The sequence below is a fragment of the Streptomyces neyagawaensis genome, from assembly GCF_023516595.1.
Classification (GTDB): Bacteria; Actinomycetota; Actinomycetes; order Streptomycetales; family Streptomycetaceae; genus Streptomyces; species Streptomyces neyagawaensis.
The window spans coordinates 19,663-37,051 of sequence record NZ_JAMGBG010000137.1; the positions used below are offsets into that span (position 1 = coordinate 19,663).

19 protein-coding genes are annotated in these 17,389 nt (G+C 71.3%); 12 read left to right on the plus strand and 7 right to left on the minus strand.

Annotation, left to right across the window (positions count from 1 at the left end):
* Positions 1–110: 110 nt before the first annotated feature.
* Positions 111–791, plus strand: coding sequence for a hypothetical protein (locus tag M8J73_RS37220; protein ID WP_249829611.1), 681 nt, complete (start codon positions 111–113; stop codon positions 789–791).
* Positions 792–942: 151 nt separating this feature from the next.
* Here M8J73_RS37220 and M8J73_RS37225 read toward each other — a convergent pair whose 3' ends face one another.
* On the minus strand, positions 943–1,410 hold the full coding sequence (locus tag M8J73_RS37225) for a pyridoxamine 5'-phosphate oxidase family protein (protein ID WP_055541771.1): 468 nt from the start codon (positions 1,408–1,410) through the stop codon (positions 943–945).
* Between the two features lie 156 nt (positions 1,411–1,566).
* Between M8J73_RS37225 and M8J73_RS37230 the strand changes: the two genes are divergently transcribed.
* Positions 1,567–2,232, plus strand: a complete 666-nt coding sequence (locus tag M8J73_RS37230; RefSeq protein ID WP_055541770.1) for a cysteine hydrolase family protein — start codon at positions 1,567–1,569, stop codon at positions 2,230–2,232.
* A 14-nt stretch (positions 2,233–2,246) separates the two neighbouring features.
* Here M8J73_RS37230 and M8J73_RS37235 read toward each other — a convergent pair whose 3' ends face one another.
* The 5 genes from M8J73_RS37235 to M8J73_RS37255 form a co-directional block, all read right to left on the minus strand.
* A complete protein-coding gene (locus M8J73_RS37235; RefSeq protein WP_055541769.1) occupies positions 2,247–2,747 on the minus strand; it encodes a Rieske (2Fe-2S) protein in 501 nt (166 codons plus the stop codon).
* 206 nt (positions 2,748–2,953) lie between these two features.
* Positions 2,954–4,096 carry a CU044_5270 family protein gene (locus M8J73_RS37240; RefSeq protein ID WP_249829612.1) on the minus strand — a complete coding sequence of 381 codons (1,143 nt, stop codon included), beginning with the start codon at positions 4,094–4,096 and terminating at the stop codon, positions 2,954–2,956.
* Positions 4,093–4,656: an RNA polymerase sigma factor gene (locus M8J73_RS37245; RefSeq protein ID WP_055542620.1), complete on the minus strand. Its 564-nt coding sequence runs from the start codon at positions 4,654–4,656 to the stop codon at positions 4,093–4,095. The genes M8J73_RS37240 and M8J73_RS37245 overlap by 4 nt, the downstream gene beginning before the upstream one ends.
* Positions 4,657–4,795: 139 nt before the next feature.
* On the minus strand, positions 4,796–5,503 hold the full coding sequence (locus M8J73_RS37250; RefSeq protein ID WP_240501735.1) for a TetR/AcrR family transcriptional regulator C-terminal domain-containing protein: 708 nt from the start codon (positions 5,501–5,503) through the stop codon (positions 4,796–4,798).
* Between the two features lie 52 nt (positions 5,504–5,555).
* The gene (locus M8J73_RS37255; protein ID WP_055542622.1) at positions 5,556–7,175 is read right to left on the minus strand and encodes a gamma-glutamyltransferase family protein; all 1,620 of its coding nucleotides are present in this window, start codon (positions 7,173–7,175) and stop codon (positions 5,556–5,558) included.
* A 249-nt stretch (positions 7,176–7,424) separates the two neighbouring features.
* Here M8J73_RS37255 and M8J73_RS37260 point away from each other — a divergent pair, with 249 nt between their 5' ends.
* From M8J73_RS37260 to M8J73_RS37305, 10 genes are all read left to right on the plus strand, one after another.
* Positions 7,425–8,297: an ABC transporter substrate-binding protein gene (locus tag M8J73_RS37260; RefSeq protein WP_055542623.1), complete on the plus strand. Its 873-nt coding sequence runs from the start codon at positions 7,425–7,427 to the stop codon at positions 8,295–8,297.
* A 100-nt stretch (positions 8,298–8,397) separates the two neighbouring features.
* Positions 8,398–9,261 carry an amino acid ABC transporter permease gene (locus M8J73_RS37265; RefSeq protein ID WP_063799332.1) on the plus strand — a complete coding sequence of 288 codons (864 nt, stop codon included), beginning with the start codon at positions 8,398–8,400 and terminating at the stop codon, positions 9,259–9,261.
* A 124-nt stretch (positions 9,262–9,385) separates the two neighbouring features.
* Complete coding sequence (locus tag M8J73_RS37270) at positions 9,386–10,129, plus strand: amino acid ABC transporter ATP-binding protein (RefSeq protein ID WP_055542631.1); 744 nt, start codon at positions 9,386–9,388, stop codon at positions 10,127–10,129.
* 254 nt (positions 10,130–10,383) lie between these two features.
* Positions 10,384–11,139 carry a HipA family kinase gene (locus tag M8J73_RS37275; RefSeq protein WP_055542624.1) on the plus strand — a complete coding sequence of 252 codons (756 nt, stop codon included), beginning with the start codon at positions 10,384–10,386 and terminating at the stop codon, positions 11,137–11,139.
* A complete protein-coding gene (locus M8J73_RS37280; RefSeq protein WP_055542625.1) occupies positions 11,136–11,546 on the plus strand; it encodes a DUF3037 domain-containing protein in 411 nt (136 codons plus the stop codon). The genes M8J73_RS37275 and M8J73_RS37280 overlap by 4 nt, the downstream gene beginning before the upstream one ends.
* Before the next feature lie 205 nt (positions 11,547–11,751).
* The gene (gene fabG / locus M8J73_RS37285) at positions 11,752–12,513 is read left to right on the plus strand and encodes a 3-oxoacyl-ACP reductase FabG (protein ID WP_055542626.1); all 762 of its coding nucleotides are present in this window, start codon (positions 11,752–11,754) and stop codon (positions 12,511–12,513) included.
* Positions 12,514–12,525: 12 nt separating this feature from the next.
* Complete coding sequence (locus M8J73_RS37290) at positions 12,526–13,293, plus strand: SDR family oxidoreductase (RefSeq protein ID WP_055542627.1); 768 nt, start codon at positions 12,526–12,528, stop codon at positions 13,291–13,293.
* Between the two features lie 224 nt (positions 13,294–13,517).
* Positions 13,518–15,098 carry an ABC transporter substrate-binding protein gene (locus M8J73_RS37295; RefSeq protein ID WP_055542628.1) on the plus strand — a complete coding sequence of 527 codons (1,581 nt, stop codon included), beginning with the start codon at positions 13,518–13,520 and terminating at the stop codon, positions 15,096–15,098.
* 173 nt (positions 15,099–15,271) lie between these two features.
* The gene (locus M8J73_RS37300) at positions 15,272–15,955 is read left to right on the plus strand and encodes a uracil-DNA glycosylase (RefSeq protein WP_055542629.1); all 684 of its coding nucleotides are present in this window, start codon (positions 15,272–15,274) and stop codon (positions 15,953–15,955) included.
* 189 nt (positions 15,956–16,144) lie between these two features.
* Positions 16,145–16,633, plus strand: coding sequence for a hypothetical protein (locus M8J73_RS37305; protein WP_249829621.1), 489 nt, complete (start codon positions 16,145–16,147; stop codon positions 16,631–16,633).
* Between the two features lie 210 nt (positions 16,634–16,843).
* Here the strand turns inward: M8J73_RS37305 and M8J73_RS37310 are convergent, their stop codons facing one another.
* Positions 16,844–17,341, minus strand: coding sequence for a hypothetical protein (locus M8J73_RS37310; RefSeq protein WP_249829613.1), 498 nt, complete (start codon positions 17,339–17,341; stop codon positions 16,844–16,846).
* Between the last annotated feature and the right edge of the window lie 48 nt (positions 17,342–17,389).

Here is a 17,389-nt window from a genome sequence, read left to right on the forward strand (position 1 = left end):
GCGTGGAGTGATCTCCCGCTTGTCATACTTCCCGTGTGGATGCGCGAGCGAGGGAGACGGCGCGGCGATGGCTCGCCGATCAGGGGGTCACCCAGGTGGGGGAGGGGTGGGTGAGCGCCGGGGAACCCGGTCGGCCGCTCACCGCCGGCGAGGTGGCGCACTCCTGGGCGGCCGACGTGTTCGCCGAAGAGGGGCTGGACGACGCCGACCGGCTGCGGCTGGCCTTCGGATTGCTGGACCTCCTCGACGAGTACTGGGTCACGTGCGAGATCCGCTTCGCGCACCAGGGCCCCGACGGCCCCTTGCCGTCCGACGTCCTGTGGGACGGCTACCGTCGGCGGCTGGAGGTGGACGGGGACGCCGAGACCCTCACCTATTCATTGTGGGTCGACTGGTTCGAGGACCGGGAGACCGCCGCGGTGGCCTTCGCCGGAGTGCTCGGCGACGACATCGAACACCTGGTCGCCGAGCCGTCGGAAGGTCCGCTCCGCCGGGCCCGCCGGGTCCTCGACTGTTCGGGCCCGGTGCCCTGGCCGGTGAAGGAAGCGACGTATCGTGCCGCCGCACGACTCCCCGTCCTGCACGCGGCCCTCTTCGCGGGCCTCCGCGGCGGCTACCACGATCTCTACGGCGACCTCGAACCGGCCGCCGCCCTGGCCCTCCTCGACCGGCTGGAGCTCCCGGCCGACACCGAGCACCTCGCGGAACTGCGGCACGTGCTCGCCGCAGGGCACCGGAACCACCACCGCAGCCCCGGCGCGTGGGACGAGGCGGTGCGTTCCCGCGGCTGAGCGGGGCGGGGCTGCGGCTGGGTGGGGCCGGCCGGTGGCCGAGCGAGGCGGGAGGCCCGAGTCGGCCGCCTCGGCGGTTTGGGGGAGCGCTACGGCGTAGGCGCGCTCGGTCGCCGTCCCCGGGGCCGGTGTCTCGTCGAGTGCGCCCCGGTCACAGTGAACCGAGCTTGCGGAAGTCCCAGGACGTGATCGCGTCCGGGGTCAGGCGCAGCCAGGCGTGTCTGCCGTCGTGCGGCATGTCGTCGATGCCGAAGTTCTTGCGGGCGAACAGGCGCTCCACCTCGGCCAGTTCGGCGAGCGGCTCGCCCGTCCGGGGAACCTCGCCGACCACCTCGACGGTGCCGGACAGCTCGACACCCCGCAGCTCGCCGTAGTCCTCGCCCGCGTCGACCACGACGGCGACGCGCGGATCGCGGCGCAGCTCCGACCAGCGTTTGCTGCGGGTGATCGAGTACAGCCAGAGCGAGGTGCCGTCCCAGACGAACCAGAGCGGGCTGATGTGCGGCGCGCCGTCGGCCGAGACCGTCGCGACCCGGCACGTCCGCTGTGCGCCCAGGAACGCGTCCAGCTCGCCGGGTTCCATCATGATCTTCCGGCCCCGGCGCTGAGTGGCGGCCATGGAATTCCCCTTCTCTGACGTGGCGTCAGAAGAGCATGGGTCGTCTTCCGTCCATGCGCAAGAGGCGTTACGCTCGCCCGCCCCGGTCACCGGCACCTGTTGCCGCCGGTCGCCGATGCCCCGCTCTCGACCTCGCTCGAAACCCTGGGGGAGACCATGCCGTCGTACGCGAACGAGTCGAAGAGGCAGCGGGAGCTGGGCGAGCTCCTCGACCCCGCCACCACCGCGCTGCTCACCGTGGAATGCCAGCAGGGCGTCGTGGGGCCGGACAGCGCCCTCCCCGAACTCGCCGAGGCGGCCCGCTCCTCGGGGGCGCTCGCGAACGTGGCACGGCTGGTCGCCGCCGCCCACACGAGCGGGATCCAGGTCCTGCACGCGGTCGCCGAGCGGCGGCCCGACGGGCGGGGCGCCAACCACAACGCCCGTCTCTTCCGGGCCGCGGCGCGACTCCCCGTACGGCAACTGACGGGGACCGCGGCCGTACGTGTCGCACCGCCCATCGAGGTCGCCCGGGAGGACCTGGTCGTCCGGCGGCTGCACGGGCTGTCCCCGCTGGCCGGCACCGACGTCGACGCGCTGCTGCGCAACCTCGGCTGCCGCACGCTGATCGTCGCCGGCGTCTCGGCCAACGTGGCCGTCCCCAACGCCGTCTTCGACGCGGTGAACCTCGGCTACCGCGTCGTCGTGCCCGGGGACGCCATCGCGGGGGTGCCCGCCGACTACACCCCCGCGATGATCCGCCACACCCTCGCGCTGGTCGCCACGGTCGTGACCACGGGCGAGGTGCTGGCCTGTATCGAGCGGGCCGGGCGGCGGACCTGAGCGCCCGAGGGACGTCAGGCCAGCGTGATCGACGTCCCGCTGACCTTGATCTCCTTGGCCGGCAGCGCCTCCGTCGCCGGGCCGCTCTTCACGCTGCCGTCGGCGATCGAGAAGTTGCTCTGGTGGCAAGGACAGTTGATCACCCCGTCGGCGACCGTCTTCACGGCACAGCCACGGTGGGTGCAGGTGGAGGAGAACGCCTTGAACTCGCCCGCCTTCGGCTGCGTGACCACTACGTTCTTGTCCTCGAAGATCTTGCCGCCGCCCTCCGGGATGTCGCTCGTCTTGGCCAGCTCGGTGCCGCCCGACCCCGCGTCGTCGCCGCCCGAGCCGCCACCGCTCGTGCTGCCGCCGCTCGCGGAACCGCTCGCGTCGCCGCCGGTGCCCGACGAGCCGGACGACTCGTCGCCCGACCCGCACGCGGTCAGCGCGACGGCGAGCCCGGCCGCACCGGCCGCCGCCATCATCGTGCGACGGGCCGGTTCAGAAGCGGGTTTGATCGTTTCGCTGCTCATGCGGACGAATCCCTCCGAGATCGCTTTGCGCTTTCGCCCATGGATACGGCGACCGCGCGGTTGAACGTTCAGACAGGGGCACATCTTGGCCCGCCCGGCATCACGATCGCGTCAAGTGAAGCTGTCTCGAACCTGTCGATCCGGAGATCGGCGGGCCCCGGCGCACTGCTCGGTGCGCGCCACTCGTGCGCACCGCTCGGGCGGTCTCAGTGGTCGGACGGGGTCCCCGGGCCCGGGTCGGGGGTGTCGGTGTCGAAGGGCGGCGCCTCGTCGGTCCACTTCATCGACATGATCGTCGTGTAGCTCAGGGTCTCGCCCTCGCGTGCCCCGTCACCGCTCCGGGTGGCCACCGTCTCGGTTCCCAGGGGCATCCCCGTCGACTTGTCGAAGATCAGGCGGAGTTCCGGGGCGGACACGTAGGGGCTCGGGAGAGCCACGGCGTAACCGGCGCGGCCCGTGTGGTCCTTGACGTCGCCCAGGGAGCGCACACCGGGTTCGGCGGCGAGGAGGCGGTAGGCGGCGGCGCGGAGGGCCGGACTGGACGGCAGCGACGTGGCCAGTTCGATGGCGGAGCTGACGACGATCCGGTCGAGCACCCTCTTCGGGCCGTTGTGGTCCTTGTCCACCAGGGCGAACAGACGCTCGCGAAGAGCCTTCGCGTCCGTGGGGAGCGTGGGCAGCAGACGGAGGGGGACCGCTCCGTACGGCCCGGAGTCGGCCTTTCCACCGGGGGCGTCGCGCTCGATCTCACCCTTGCCGGCGTAGGTGACGGTCTCGTCGGGCGCGTCGGACAGCCTCCACGACGTGGGGGAGCCGTCCGCCCTCCATGCCACCTCGTCGGCCTTCGTGGCCGGGCGGGCGCCCGAGTCCAGGTACTGCGACCAGTACGTGTTCTTGTCCGTGGACTCCGTGGACGTCCAGTACCGCTGCTCGGAGCGGACGTCGACGGTGTAGTCCCCGCCGGGGACCTTGTGGAAGGAACCCATGTGTTCCTCCACGTACCAGTACCTGCCCGAGCCGACCGGCTGGCGCTCGACGTGGGAGGCGGCGGCGAGAAGGATCCGGGCGCCGGATTCCGACACCGCGGAGGACGGGGGTGCCGGGTTCTCCGGCGCGGTGTCCGTGACCACCAGGGCCACCACCGCGGCCGCGGTGGCCAGGGCCAGACCAGAGAGGAGCGGGCGCCCCCACCTGCGCGGACGGCCGGTGACGCGAGCGCCGAGCGGCGCGCGGGGACGGCTCATCGCCGTCGCGAGCTCCTCGTCCCGCACCGGCGAGGGCGTGGGGAGCCCGGGGTCCAGGTGGGCGGGCCGGGCGGCGGTCAGGCGGTGCAGCACGTCGTTCTTCACCGGGCTTCCTCTCCTACGGCGATCCGGGCAGGGGTGGACTCGTGCCGCACGGCTGCGGCCTCCGCCACGGGCGGGGAGGCCGACGCGGCCTGGTCGAGGCGTCTGCGCGCCCGGTGCAGACGGACCCGCAGGGTGAGCGCCGAGCAGCCGACCACCGTGGCGGCCTGCGCCGGGGTCAGCCCCTGCCACGCCGAGAGGATCAGCAGTTCCCGGTCGTCCTCCGGCAGCGTGGCCAGCGCCTTGAGCAGGGCGCTGCGCTCGGACACCTCCTCCGCGATGTCCGCCTCGGCCGGTTCCACCCAGGACATCCACTCGGCGGTGAACGACACGCGCCTGGCCTCGGCCCGGACGGTGTCCCGCAGGATGTTGCGGGCGACCACGAGCAGCCACGGCAGCGGCGGCTCGGGGATGTCGTCCAGCCTGCGCCAGGCCACGGTGAACGTCTCGTTCACCACGTCGTCGGCGACCTGCCGTCCCGCGCGGCTGACCACATAGGCCCATACGCGTTGTCGGCAGCCGTCGTAGATGGCGGTGAATCGATCCGCGTCGGAGTCGACCATTGCCGCACCTCCCGTCCCTCACGGTGTGTTCTGTCGTCGGGTAGTGGTCCGAGCGGGCTGATCGTTACAGCGGAAACCCGGAAAACCCTCCCGAGGGACGAGGCGTGGATCACATCGGCCGTGAGGAGTCCGGCCGTGGCTACGACCGGGCGTTCGCCCTCGCCCGGATCGTGTCGATGACCGCCTGGACCGCGGTGACGAAGTTCTGCGGGTCGTCCAGCGCCTTGAACCGCGGGGCCAGCCGGGCGATGTGGGGGAACTTGTCGGGCGGCAGGGTCAGATAGTCCGTCTTCCACGCCCTCAGGTCCGCCTCCCGGAGCTCCGGGGACAGCGACGCGAAACTCGCGTCCATCGCGCTGTAGGACAGCACCAGATCGGCGAAGACCCGGTAGTAGCGGACCGCGTCGTCGTCGTCGAGGCCGGCGCGGCGCATGCAGTCCAGTTTGCGTTCCACGGTCCGGAACTCGTTCTCCCGGCGGGCGGTCCGCGCCGCCGCGAGGGCACCCACCCGAGGGTGCCGGAGGAACGCCTGATGGGTGTGGACCGCGATCTGCATCAGGTCGTGGGCCCAGTCGTCCGTCGGCGGCGGGATGTGCGCCAGCGCCTCTTCGTGCAGGGCGTCGATGAGGGCGAGCAACAGCTCGTCCTTGTTGCGGAAGTGCCGGTAGATCGCCGTCGGATGAGCGGCCAGCTCACGGCCGAGCGCCGAGAACGTCAGCTTGTCCATCCCGGACGAGTCGGCGACCCGGAACGCGGCCTGGACGATCATCTCCTGGCTCAGTGTGCCGCGGGGCAACCGGCTTCGGCGGGCGCCCTTGGCCGTACCGCCGGCGTTACTCGAGGTCATATGTCCTTCCTCATCTCGGCTGTCTCCCATAGTGGTCCACCGGCGGCACGCGTCAGCCCGCTACGGCCGAGCCGTCCGCACGAGGATCGGTGGCCGCGACCAGGCGCGGACCGTCGGCGCCGCCCGCCCGGCGGACCAACTGGCCGTGCCCGACACCGTCGTCGTGCGCGTCGATCAGCTCGACGTCGAACCCCCCGCCTTCGATCGCACGGACGCCCGCCGTGGGCACGTCCCGCTCGGCCTTGACGGTACCGGCGCCCTCCGTCACCCCGGCCTCCATGGCCCCGAGCACCCAGCGCGGTGCCGACACGGCACGCTCCGCGGAGGCGCCGGCGGCCAGGTGCAGGGCCAGATGGGTGTGCACCTGGGGCTGCGCGCGTCCTCCCATCACCCCGTGCGCTCCGACGAGCTCGCCGCCCTGGCGGACCAGGACGGGCATCAGCGTGTGCAGGGGGCGCTTGCCGCCGGCGAGACGGTTCGGCGACGCCGGGTCGAGCGAGAACGACGCGCCCCGGTTGTGCAGGACGACACCGGTACCGGGATCGAGCACCCCGGAGCCGAAGCAGTGGAACACGCTCTGGATCAAGGACACCCACGTACCGTCCCGGTCCGTCACGACGACGGCGACCGTGTCACCTGACGCCTTGCGCTGACCGAGCAGTTCGACCGGGGTGCCCGCCATCGCCCGCTCGGCGATGCGCCGCACGTACGGCTCCGACAGCAACTCCTCGGCGGGGGCGGCCTCTCCCCATTCCGGGTCGCAGCAGAAGCGGTCGCGGTCGGCGGCGGCCTGGGCGAGCACGGAGGCCACCACGCCCGCGTCGCGGCCCAGCGGATCGAGCGTTCCGCGGACGGAGCGGACCACGTCGAGGGCGCGCAGGCCCTGGAGGAAGTACAGGCCCTGCGAGTTGTCGCCGCCGGAGAGGTGGTCGACGCCGTCGTACACCGCGCTGTGCGTTCCCGACAGCCGTACCGTGTGCTCGGCGAGGTCCTCGACCGTCATGGCCGAGCCCCGCTCGGCGAGCAGTCTCACCAGGCTCAGGCCCACGTCTCCGCCGTACAGCGCGGACGGGCCCTGCGCGGCGATCGACGCGAGCGTCCGGGCGAGGGCCGACTGCCGCAGGGTCCGACCGGCCGCGAGGACGTCGCCGTCGGCGAAGAACACGCCGCGCATGCCGGGGTCGCGGGCCAGGGTCCGCTCCTCCCTGCGCAGGTCCAGAGCGAGTCCGGGAGCGACGGGGACGCCGTCGAGGGCCGCCGCCTCTGCGGGCGCGAGGGCCGCCGAGAGCGGACGGGTCCCCCAGGTGTCGGCGAGCGCGGCCCAGCCGGCCACCGCGCCGGGGACCGTCACCGGGAGCGCGCCGAGGACGGGCATGCTCTCGTAGCGTGCCGCGATCTCCCCGGCGTCGACGGCCCGCGGCGCCCGGCCGGCGGCGTTGACGAAGCGGACCTCGCCGCCGGCGGTGCCCACCAGGGCGAGCAGATCGCCGCCGACGGAGCACTGGTTGGGGTAGACGACGGTCAGCATGGCGGCGGCCGCGAGGGCGGCGTCCACCGCGTTGCCGCCGCCGCGCAGGACGTCGGCCGCGACGTCGCTCGCCGTCGAGTGCGGTGTCGCGACGGCCCACTCGTCGCCCGTGGCGGAGAGTCGGCGAGCAGTGAATTCGGACATGGTTCCCTTCCCCAACACCGATGCGGATCCGCTGAGGTGCGCCCGTCCACCGGTGCGGCAGAGCCGTGAACCCGGATGCGCGGCTGGGCTCCACTCCTTGGGCAATCGTTGTTAACCGCCCTGTTACGGGAGGTTCCTTGACAGCCTCTGAGCGCCCGCCCTAGCTTCCCCTCATAGTCAACGACATCGACTATGGCACTGACTACCTGTCGGGGCAACCACGGAAAAAACTCCTGAAGGGGGCCGGCAATGGCAAGATCATCGCGTCGTGCCTGTCGTACGACACTCCCCGCCGCCTGTGCCGCGTTCGCGGCCGCGGCCGTGCTCGCCGGCTGCGGTGGCTCCACGGAGAAAGCGGCCTCGCCCGCGGCCTCTCCCGTGGTCGACCTGCCGGCCGGGACGTTCGTGAAGGACGGGCAGATCACCTACTGCTCGGACATCAGCGCACCGCCCCTGACGTACTACGACGCCGCGCAGAAGCCGGTGGGCGCCGAGATCGAACTCGGCGACGCGCTCGCCGCGCAACTCGGCGTCAAGGCGAACTGGGCCAACACCGCCTTCAACGGCATCATCCCCGCGCTGCAGGCCAAGCAGTGCGACGCGATCATCACCCAGCTCTACATCAAGCCCGAGCGGGAGAAGGTCGTGGACTTCGTCCCGTACATGTACGCCTCCAACACGTTCGTCGTGTCCGCGAAGGACGACAAGGGCATCAAGAGCGCTGGCGACCTGTGCGGAAAGAAGGCCGCGGCACAGACCGGTACGACCGTCGCCGACTACCTCTCCACCCAGTCGAAGAAGTGCGTCGCGGACGGCGAGAAGAAGGTCGACATCCGGCTGTTCACCAAGGACACCGACGCCCTCCAGCAACTGCGCCTCGGTCTGGTCGACTCCTACGGGACGACCCTCGAGACCGCCGCGTACGTGATGAAGCAGCAGCCGGACATCTTCCAGCTCGTCGGGGAGCCCTTCAACCGCATCAAGGTGGGCGCCGCGACCCGCAAGGACGACACCGCCCTGCACGACGCGCTGACGAAGGCGTTCGCGGAGGTCCGGAAGAACGGTGAGTACGCCGCCATCCTCAAGAAGTGGAACCTGACCGGCGACGACATCGCCGGATAGCGCCCGGCCCGTTCGACCGGTGGCGCCGCTCGGCCGCCGTCCACCGGGGTCGGCAGGGGCCGGCCCGTCCGCATCCGCACATACGCAGGGAGAGGATGACGTGGCTGACACGTCCTTGCTCGCCGACTCGGCGCAAGTGGCCGGCTTCGACTGGTCGTTCTTCTGGCACTACCTCATATCCCCCTCGGGCACCTTCCTGGAGGGCCTGTGGCGGACCGTGTACATCTCAGTCGTCGCCCAGGCGCTCGGAGTGCTCCTCGGCCTTGTCATCGCGCTGGCCCAGCGCAGCCGTTTCGCCGCACTGCGCTGGGCCGGCGGCGCCTATGTCTGGCTCATCCGGGGCACGCCCCTGCTCGTCCAGCTGGTCCTCGTCTACAACGGCCTCGCGGCGGCCGGCGTCTACCGCTTCACCGACGTCCAGGTGGGAGGACTCGTCCTCCTCGGCGTCGTACAGGCGGCCGTTCTGACGCTCGCCGTGAACGAGGCGGCCTACATGGCCGAGATCATCCGCGCCGCGCTCGACGCCATCGACCGCGGGCAGACGGAGGCGGCGCAGGCGCTCGGCATGACTCCGTCGCTGACGATGCGCGTGGTGCTGCTGCCCCAGGCGCTGCGGATCATCGTTCCGCCGCTGGGCAACGAGTTCAACCTGATGATGAAGTCGACGTCGCTGCTGTCGGTCATCGGACTCCAGGAGATGTTCCTGACGGCCCAGTCGATCAACTCGGCGACCTTCAAGACGTTCGAGATCTTCCTCGTCGCCGCCTGCTACTACCTCGCCCTGACGACGGTGTGGTCGTTCGTCCAGCGGTTCATCGAACGCAAACTGGCGGATCCCGGGAACACGCCGCCGCCCGGTCCCTCCCTCAGGGAGCGGCTCGTCGGCGGCAGGGGCGGTCCCGCGCCCCGCGGCACCGCAGTCGTCGGCAAGGAACCCACGCTCGCAGGCAGGGAGGCGTCCTGACGTGGAACCGATCGGGAGGACAACGACGGTGAACGACCCGCACGGTCCGCACGACCGCCCCACCACCGGGCATACGGGCCCGACCGGTCCCGCGGATCCGACGGCTGTGCTGTCGGCGCGCGGGATGGTCAAGGCCTTCGGTGGCGTACGGGTGCTCAACGGTGTCTCGATGGACGTCCGGGCCCGCGAGGTGGTGGTCGTCGTCGGGCCGTCCGGCTCGGGCAAGACGACGTTCCTGCGGTGCCTCAACCACCTGGAGAGCATCGACGAGGGGGAGATCCTCGTCCACGGCCGACGGGTCGGCTACAAGGACGGCCTGGACCGGCTGGTCGAGGAGCGGCCGAGGGCGATCGCCGCCCGCAGACGCAACATCGGCTTCGTCTTCCAGCGCTTCAACCTCTTCCCCCACCTCTCCGCCCTGGACAACGTGGCCGTCGCCCCGGTGAAGGTCCTCGGCGTGCCGAAGGCCGAGGCGAGGGAGCAGGCGCACGCCCTGCTCACGCGGGTCGGCCTCGCGCACAAGGCGTCCTCGCGCCCGTCCGTCCTCTCCGGAGGCCAGCAGCAGCGCGTCGCCATCGCGCGCGCCCTCGCCATGAAGCCGGAGCTGATGCTGTTCGACGAGCCCACCAGCGCCCTCGACCCGGAGATGGTCGGCGAGGTCGTCACCGTGATGAAGGAACTGGTCGAGGACGGCCTGACCATGATCGTCGTCACCCACGAGATGGGCTTCGCGCGGTCGGCCGCGGACAGGCTCGTCATGTTCGACCAGGGGGTGATCCTGGAGGAGGGCACCCCCGAGAAGCTCATGACGGACCCGGACCACCAGCGCACCCGCGCCTTCCTGCGACGCATCGACGGCCACGGCTGAGCGGCACGGCGACGGCCATGTGCTCAGGGCGGGGGGACCGTCCGCGACGGTCTCCCTCTGTCCCCAGCCAGATCCAGAACCTGAGTCGGCCGAGCCGGGGCTTTCCCGCCGCGCCCCCGGTGACACCCCGTCACCCCGCTCCTGTGATCACCCTCGGTTACTATGCTCACTTCACGCCGCAGACCGGACTCGCTGGTGAACACCCCGAGACCGACCGTGGGTTGCGAGGAAGACGAAGTGGGTGGCCTGAGGACATGCTGAGAGAGGTCGTCGCGACCCGCTACATCACACCCCTGCGTGAGGGCGGCTCGCTCCCCGGACTGGTCGAGGCCGACGACCGCGGCACGTACGTACTGAAGTTCACCGGCGCCGGACAGGGCCGCAAGACCCTCGTCGCGGAGGTCGTCTGCGGCGAACTGGCCCGGCGGCTCGGCCTGCGCGTCCCCCGCCTCGTGACCGTCGACCTCGACCCCGTCCTCGGGCTCGGCGAACCGGACGAGCAGGTGCAGGACCTGCTGAAGTCCAGCGGCGGCACCAACCTCGGCATGGACTTCCTGACCCGGGCGATCGGCTTCGACCCGCTCGCGTTCGAGGTGAGCCCCGAGGAGGCCGGACGGATCGTCTGGTTCGACGCGCTGATCAACAACGTCGACCGGTCCTGGCGCAACCCGAACCTGCTGATGTGGCACGGCGAGCCGTGGCTCATCGACCACGGCGCCACGATGATCTGGCACCACCACTGGCCCGGCGCCCGCACCTCCGCCGCCAAGCCGTACGACGCCTCCGACCACGCCCTCGCCCGCTTCGGCCCCGACGTCGCGACGGCCGCCGCCGCGCTCGCCCCCCTGATCACCGAGGAACTCCTCGCCGAGGTGACCGCCGAGATCCCGGACGTGTGGCTGACGGACGAGCCCGGCTTCGACACCCCGGACGCGCTGCGGCGGGCCTACGCGGAACCGCTCCTCGCCCGGGCCGCCGGCATCCACGAACGCATCGAGGGGATCAAGTGAGCGACCGCTTCCTCGCCACCGGGGCGACCGGGCAGGACGTCTACGAGTACGCGCTGCTGCGTGTCGTGCCGCGGATCGAGCGCGGTGAGTGCTTCAACGCCGGTGTCCTCGTCTACAGCCGCTCCCGGGCCGTCGTGGCAGCCCGCACGCATCTCGACGAGGCCAAGTTGCTCGCCCTGGACCCCGAGGCGGACGTGGCGGGCGTACGGGCCGCGCTGCGGGCCGTGGAGGGCGTCTGCGCCGGCGGGGAGGCGGCGGGCCAGGCCGCCGGCGACGACGCCGGACGACGGTTCCGGTGGCTGGTCGCGCCGCGGTCCACGGTCGTACAGGCCGGACCCGTGCACACCGGGCTCACCCCCGACCCGGTGGCCGAGGCCGCGCGGCTGCTCGACCTGCTGGTCAGGTGAGACCCTGGCGGACGGGGCGGACGACACTCCCGGTGGCCGGGTGGTGACACACCGCCGATCGGCCGGGCGTAAGGGATCACACCTGGTGGGGCGTTGACACCGGGTGCCAGGACTTCTAGCGTCACGTGTGCCGAAGGTACTAAGCGGTCGCTCACCGGGTGGGCGAGCCGCAGGAGCCGCATCCCAAGGGCGAGGAGAACCAGCAATGTCCACCACTGAGCAGCGTGTCGCCGTGGTCACGGGTGGCGCGCGCGGCATCGGCGCCGCGACCGCCGTACGACTGGCCGCCGAGGGGCGGGCCGTCGCGGTGATCGACCTCGACGAGGCCGCGTGCAAGGACACCGTCGAGAAGATCACCGCCGCAGGCGGCAAGGCGCTCGCGGTCGGCTGCGACGTCTCCGACGAGGCCCAGGTCGAGGCCGCTGTCACCCGCATCGCCGAGGAGCTGGGCGCCCCGACGATCCTGGTGAACAACGCGGGCGTGCTCCGCGACAACCTGCTGTTCAAGATGAGCGCCTCCGACTGGGACACGGTCATGAACGTGCACCTGCGCGGCGCCTTCCTGATGGCGAAGGCCGTCCAGAAGTACATGGTCGAGGCGAAGTTCGGACGGATCGTCAACCTGTCCTCGTCCTCCGCGCTCGGCAACCGCGGCCAGGCCAACTACTCCGCCGCCAAGGCCGGTCTCCAGGGCTTCACCAAGACCCTCGCCATCGAGCTCGGCAAGTTCGGCGTCACCGCCAACGCGGTCGCGCCCGGCTTCATCGTCACCGACATGACCGCCGCCACCGCCGCCCGCGTCGGCATGGGCTTCGAGGAGTTCCAGGCCGCCGCCGCCACCCAGATCCCGGTCCAGCGCGTCGGCCGGCCGGAGGACATCGCGGGCGCCATCGCCTACTTCACGGGCGAGGACGCCGGATTCGTCTCCGGCCAGGTGCTGTACGTCGCCGGCGGACCGCTCAACTAAAGGACCGGGAACATGACTTCGGTGGAACTCTCCGAGCTTTCGGGCAAGGTCGCCCTCATCACTGGCGGCAGCCGCGGCATCGGTTACGGCATCGCCGAGGCCCTCGTCGCGCGCGGCGACCGGGTCTGCATCACGGGCCGCAACGAGGACGCCCTCAAGGAGGCCGTCGACCAGCTCGGCGCAGACCGCGTCATCGGCGTCGCGGGCAAGGCCCACGACGAGGCCCACCAGGCCCAGGCCGTCGAGCGCACGATGGAGGCGTTCGGACGCGTCGACTTCCTGGTCAACAACGCCGGTACGAACCCGGTGTTCGGGCCGATCGCCGACCTCGACCTGAACGTGGCGCGCAAGGTGTTCGAGACCAATGTCGTCTCGGCGCTCGGCTTCGCCCAGCGGACCTGGCACGCCTGGCAGAAGGACAACGGCGGCGCGATCGTCAACATCGCCTCCGTCGCCGGTGTCTCCGCCTCGCCGTTCATCGGCGCGTACGGCATCAGCAAGGCCGCCATGATCAACCTCACCCTCCAGCTGGCGCACGAGTTCTCGCCGAAGGTACGGGCCAACACGATCGCGCCCGCCGTGGTGAAGACCAAGTTCGCCCAGGCCCTGTACGAGGGCCGGGAGGCGGAGGCCGCCTCCGCCTATCCGCTCGGCCGGCTCGGCGTGCCCGCGGACATCGGGGGCGCCGCCGCGTTCCTCACCTCCGAGCAGTCCGACTGGATCACCGGCCAGACGCTCGTGGTCGACGGCGGCATCTTCCTCAACGCCGGGGTCGGCTGACCGGCGACCGGGCCCCGCCCCGCGGGCGGGCACCGAGGGTGTTTCCGAGGGCTCCCGCCGAGCCTTCGCCGAATGTCCCCGGTGCCCGCCGCGAGCCTTCACCGGGGCTCGGCGAAGCCGTCACCAGGAGTCGATCAAGCGTTCTGCCAGCCGGACGGTCACGGCCGGCGGGGCCTGCGGTATCGTTCGGCCACTCTTGGTACGGCATTTCGAGGAGCATGCACGTGTTCAACCGGAACCGATACTTGCCGCCCCTCGCGGCGATCGCGTCCATATCCATGGTGGCCGGGTGTGGTGTGTTCTCCTCGGATGCCTCGGAGGAGCAGGCCCCGATCGTCGTGGGCACCACCAGCGCGCCGAGCACGCTGGACCCCGCGGCCGCCTGGGACAGCTCCTGGGAGCTGATGCGCAACGTCTTCCAGCCCCTGCTGAACTACACCCCCGGCGGGTCCGACCCCGAGCCGGACGCCGCCGAGAGCTGCGAGTTCACCGACAGTGGCAGCACGACCTACGCCTGCACGCTCCGCGAGGGCCTGAAGTTCTCCAACGGGAACACGCTGGACGCCAAGGCCGTCAAGTACTCGATCGACCGGATCAAGAAGATCAACGTCAACGGTGGTCCCGCCGGTCTGCTGACCACGCTGTCCCGGGTGCAGGCCAAGGGCGACCGCGAGGTGATCTTCCACCTCAACCAGCCCGACGCGACCTTCCCCCTCGTGCTCACCACGCCCGCCATGTCCATCGTGGACCCGGCGGAGTACCCCGCGGACAAGCTCCGTGAGGACGGCGGGGTCACCGGCTCCGGGCCGTACAACCTGGAGTCCTACGACGAGGGCAAGACCGCCGAGCTGGTCGGCAACGACAGCTACAAGGGCATCGCCGACCGGAAGAACTCCGCGGTCACGATCCGGTACTTCCAGCAGTCGGACCAGCTGGTCAAGGCCCTCAAGGACAAGGAGATCAGCGTCGTCTACCGCGGTCTGAGCGCCAAGGACGTGGTGGACATCGAGGCCCACCGCGACGAGGAGGGCCTCCAGATCGTCGAGAACGCCACGACCGAGATCAGCTACCTGGTGTTCAACCCGAAGTACGAGTGGGCCAAGAACCCCGCCGTCCGCAAGGCGGTCGCCCAGGTCCTCGACCGGCCGGCGCTCGCGCACAACGTCTACAAGGACACCGTCGAGCCGCTGTACTCCATGATCCCGAGGGGTCTGGTCGGCCACACCACCGGCTTCTTCGACGACTACGGCACCCCCAGCGCGACCAAGGCCAAGAAGATCCTGGAAGGCGCGGGCATCACCGAGCCCGTCCCGCTGACCCTGTGGTACACCAGCGACCGCTACGGCTCCCAGACCAAGCCCGCCTTCGAGGAGCTGAAGCGCCAGCTGGATGAGTCCGGCCTCTTCAAGGTCACGCTGAAGAGCCGCCCCTGGAAGACCTATTTCCAGGGCTACCAGAAGGGCGAGTACCCGGTCTTCGGCCGTGGCTGGAACCCCGACTTCAACGACGCCGACAACTTCATCGCCCCCTTCGTCGGCAAGCAGAACGCCCTCGGCACCCCGTACGACTCGCCGGAGATCACCGACGAGCTGCTGCCGGAGTCCCGCGCGGAGAGCGACCGCGGTGCCGTCGGCGAGGAGTTCGAGGAGGCCCAGCAGATCCTCCTGGACGACGCCCGGCTGATCCCCCTGTGGCAGGGCAAGCTGTACGTGGCCGCGGACGAGGAGATCGCCGGCATGGACAAGCTCATCGACCCGGCGACGATGATGACGATGTGGGAACTCTCCCGGAAGACCAGCTGGTAGGACCCGACGCGGGCCGGACCGTCCGACGGTCCGGCCGGTATCTCCGGAGGGCGGCCCCGATTGTCAGTGGGCGCCTGTAGGTTCTGTGCTCTGACGGCGGCCGCGCCTGGCGCGTCCGTCCATGGCCGCGCGCATCGCGGTCGTGAAGTGAGCGCACACCGGAGGAAGTTGACGTGACCGACATCGCCATGCTGCCCGAGTCCTGGCGCGGGGTCCTGGGGGACGAGCTGCAGCAGCCCTACTTCAAGGAACTCACCGAGTTCGTCGAGGAGGAGCGAGCCAAGGGTCCCGTCTACCCCCCGCGCGAGGAGGTCTTCGCCGCTCTCGACGCCACGCCGTACGAGCGGGTCAAGGTGCTCGTCCTCGGCCAGGACCCCTACCACGGCGAGGGCCAGGGCCACGGCCTGTGCTTCTCCGTGCGACCCGGTGTGAAGACCCCGCCCTCCCTGCGGAACATCTACAAGGAGATGCAGGCCGAGCTGGGCACCCCGATCCCGGACAACGGCTATCTGATGCCGTGGGCCGAGCAGGGCGTGCTCCTGCTGAACGCGGTGCTCACGGTCCGCGCCGGTGAGGCCAACTCCCACAAGGGCAAGGGCTGGGAGAAGTTCACCGACGCCGTGATCCGCGCCGTCGCCGACCGGCCGGACCCGGCCGTCTTCGTGCTGTGGGGCAACTACGCGCAGAAGAAGCTCCCGCTGATCGACGAGGAGCGCCACATCGTGGTGAAGGGCGCGCACCCCTCGCCGCTGTCGGCCAAGAAGTTCTTCGGCTCCCGCCCGTTCACCCAGATCAACGACGCGATCGCCCGGCAGGGCCACGAGCCGATCGACTGGACCATCCCGAACATCGGCTGACCGCCGCCGGCGCTCCGGCGCTCACCCGCCCGTCCTCCGTACGGCCGCCGGGGCGCCCCTCGGCCGTACGGAGCCGCCTGACCGGGATTGTCAGTGCCTGCCGCTAGCGTCGGCGGGGACAGGCGGGACCGGGGGGCGACGAGCGTGGAGGATGCGGTGGAGCGACAGGAGCAGGCGGCGCCGGACGCCATGATGACCCGCATCGGGCAGACGGTCATGCTGCACCACGGAGGGGACCGCGAGGAGGCCCGGGACCGCTTCCTGAAGCTGTGGGAGGAGATCGGTGATGACGGCGATCCGTTCCACCGCTGCACCCTGGCGCACTACATGGCGGACACCCAGGACGACCCGGTCGACGAACTGGCCTGGGACCTCAGGGCCCTGTCGGCGGCGGACGAGCTGACCGACGAGCGGGTGGCGCGACACCACGAGGGCCTCGCGGTGCGCGGCTTCTACCCCTCGCTGCACCTCAACCTCGCCGCCGACTACGCCAAGCTCGGCCGCCCCGAGGCCGCCCGCAGCCATCTGGCCCTCGCCCGCGGCACCCTGGGCGCGCTGGCGGACGACGGCTACGGCGACGGCATCCGGGCCGCCCTCGCCCGGCTGGAGTCCCGCCTCGACGAGGAGAGCCCGGCCACCGGGGGAGAGACACCGGGGCCGCCCAGACAGCGGCCGTAGGGCCTGCGGCCCGGCGCCGGGGCGCCCGGCCGCCGGGATGTGCCTGACCGGCCGTGTCGGACGGGGCGGGCCGCCCACCCAGGCGGGCGCACCCGGACAGCCCGCCTGGACGCGCCCGTCCGGGACACGCCCGTCTGGATATGCCCGCCTGGGCACGTCCGTCCGAACGGGCCTGCCCGGCGCCGCGCGTGGCGCTCCTCCGGAGGCTTCTCAACGGCCGTAGACGTCCTTGCAGATGACCGCCTGGGGAGTGTCCTTGCCCCAGCCGCCGTACTTGTGGCCGAGGGCGCACACGTCGCCGTTCCTCGGGGGATTCGTCGGGATCGTCTCCGGGATCGGGGGGATCTCGACACGGGGCTGGGACTTCGGGCGCGGGGCGGGCCGTCGGGGTGGGGTGGGCCTTTCCCGGCGGGCAGCCGGTGCCGGGGGCGTGGACGCGGCGGCGGGGGCCGACGTGGCGGCCGGCCTCGGCGCCGGTGAGGGCGCGCTCGGCGTGGGGCGACGCGAGGGGCCGATCAGTTCCAGCGCCTCCCGCGCCGGGGCCTGCACGATCCGTGTCGCGGTGGTGCCGTCGGGCCGTGGCTCCGACGACTGGGACGGAGTGGGCGGCGTTCCGGGCGGGGACGGGCGGTGCGTGGTCACGCAGCCGGTGAGAGCCGAGACGGCCACGGTGACCAGGAGCGTTGCGGTGGTGGTCGGTCGATGCACCCGCGCAACTCTGCTGTGTCCGCGCCGCTTTGGGGAGGGGAGAGGCGG

Bases quoted from the DNA above. Each gene is read 5' to 3' on its own strand.
- M8J73_RS37225 (WP_055541771.1), bottom strand. From the start codon at position 1,410: ATGGCCGCCACTCAGCGCCGGGGCCGGAAGATCATGATGGAACCCGGC.
- M8J73_RS37230 (WP_055541770.1), top strand. From the start codon at position 1,567: ATGCCGTCGTACGCGAACGAGTCGAAGAGGCAGCGGGAGCTGGGCGAG.
- M8J73_RS37235 (WP_055541769.1), bottom strand. From the start codon at position 2,747: ATGAGCAGCGAAACGATCAAACCCGCTTCTGAACCGGCCCGTCGCACG.
- M8J73_RS37245 (WP_055542620.1), bottom strand. From the start codon at position 4,656: ATGGTCGACTCCGACGCGGATCGATTCACCGCCATCTACGACGGCTGC.
- M8J73_RS37250 (WP_240501735.1), bottom strand. From the start codon at position 5,503: ATGACCTCGAGTAACGCCGGCGGTACGGCCAAGGGCGCCCGCCGAAGC.
- M8J73_RS37255 (WP_055542622.1), bottom strand. From the start codon at position 7,175: ATGTCCGAATTCACTGCTCGCCGACTCTCCGCCACGGGCGACGAGTGG.
- M8J73_RS37260 (WP_055542623.1), top strand. From the start codon at position 7,425: ATGGCAAGATCATCGCGTCGTGCCTGTCGTACGACACTCCCCGCCGCC.
- M8J73_RS37270 (WP_055542631.1), top strand. From the start codon at position 9,386: ATGGTCAAGGCCTTCGGTGGCGTACGGGTGCTCAACGGTGTCTCGATG.
- M8J73_RS37275 (WP_055542624.1), top strand. From the start codon at position 10,384: ATGCTGAGAGAGGTCGTCGCGACCCGCTACATCACACCCCTGCGTGAG.
- fabG (WP_055542626.1), top strand. From the start codon at position 11,752: ATGTCCACCACTGAGCAGCGTGTCGCCGTGGTCACGGGTGGCGCGCGC.
- M8J73_RS37290 (WP_055542627.1), top strand. From the start codon at position 12,526: ATGACTTCGGTGGAACTCTCCGAGCTTTCGGGCAAGGTCGCCCTCATC.
- M8J73_RS37305 (WP_249829621.1), top strand. From the start codon at position 16,145: ATGATGACCCGCATCGGGCAGACGGTCATGCTGCACCACGGAGGGGAC.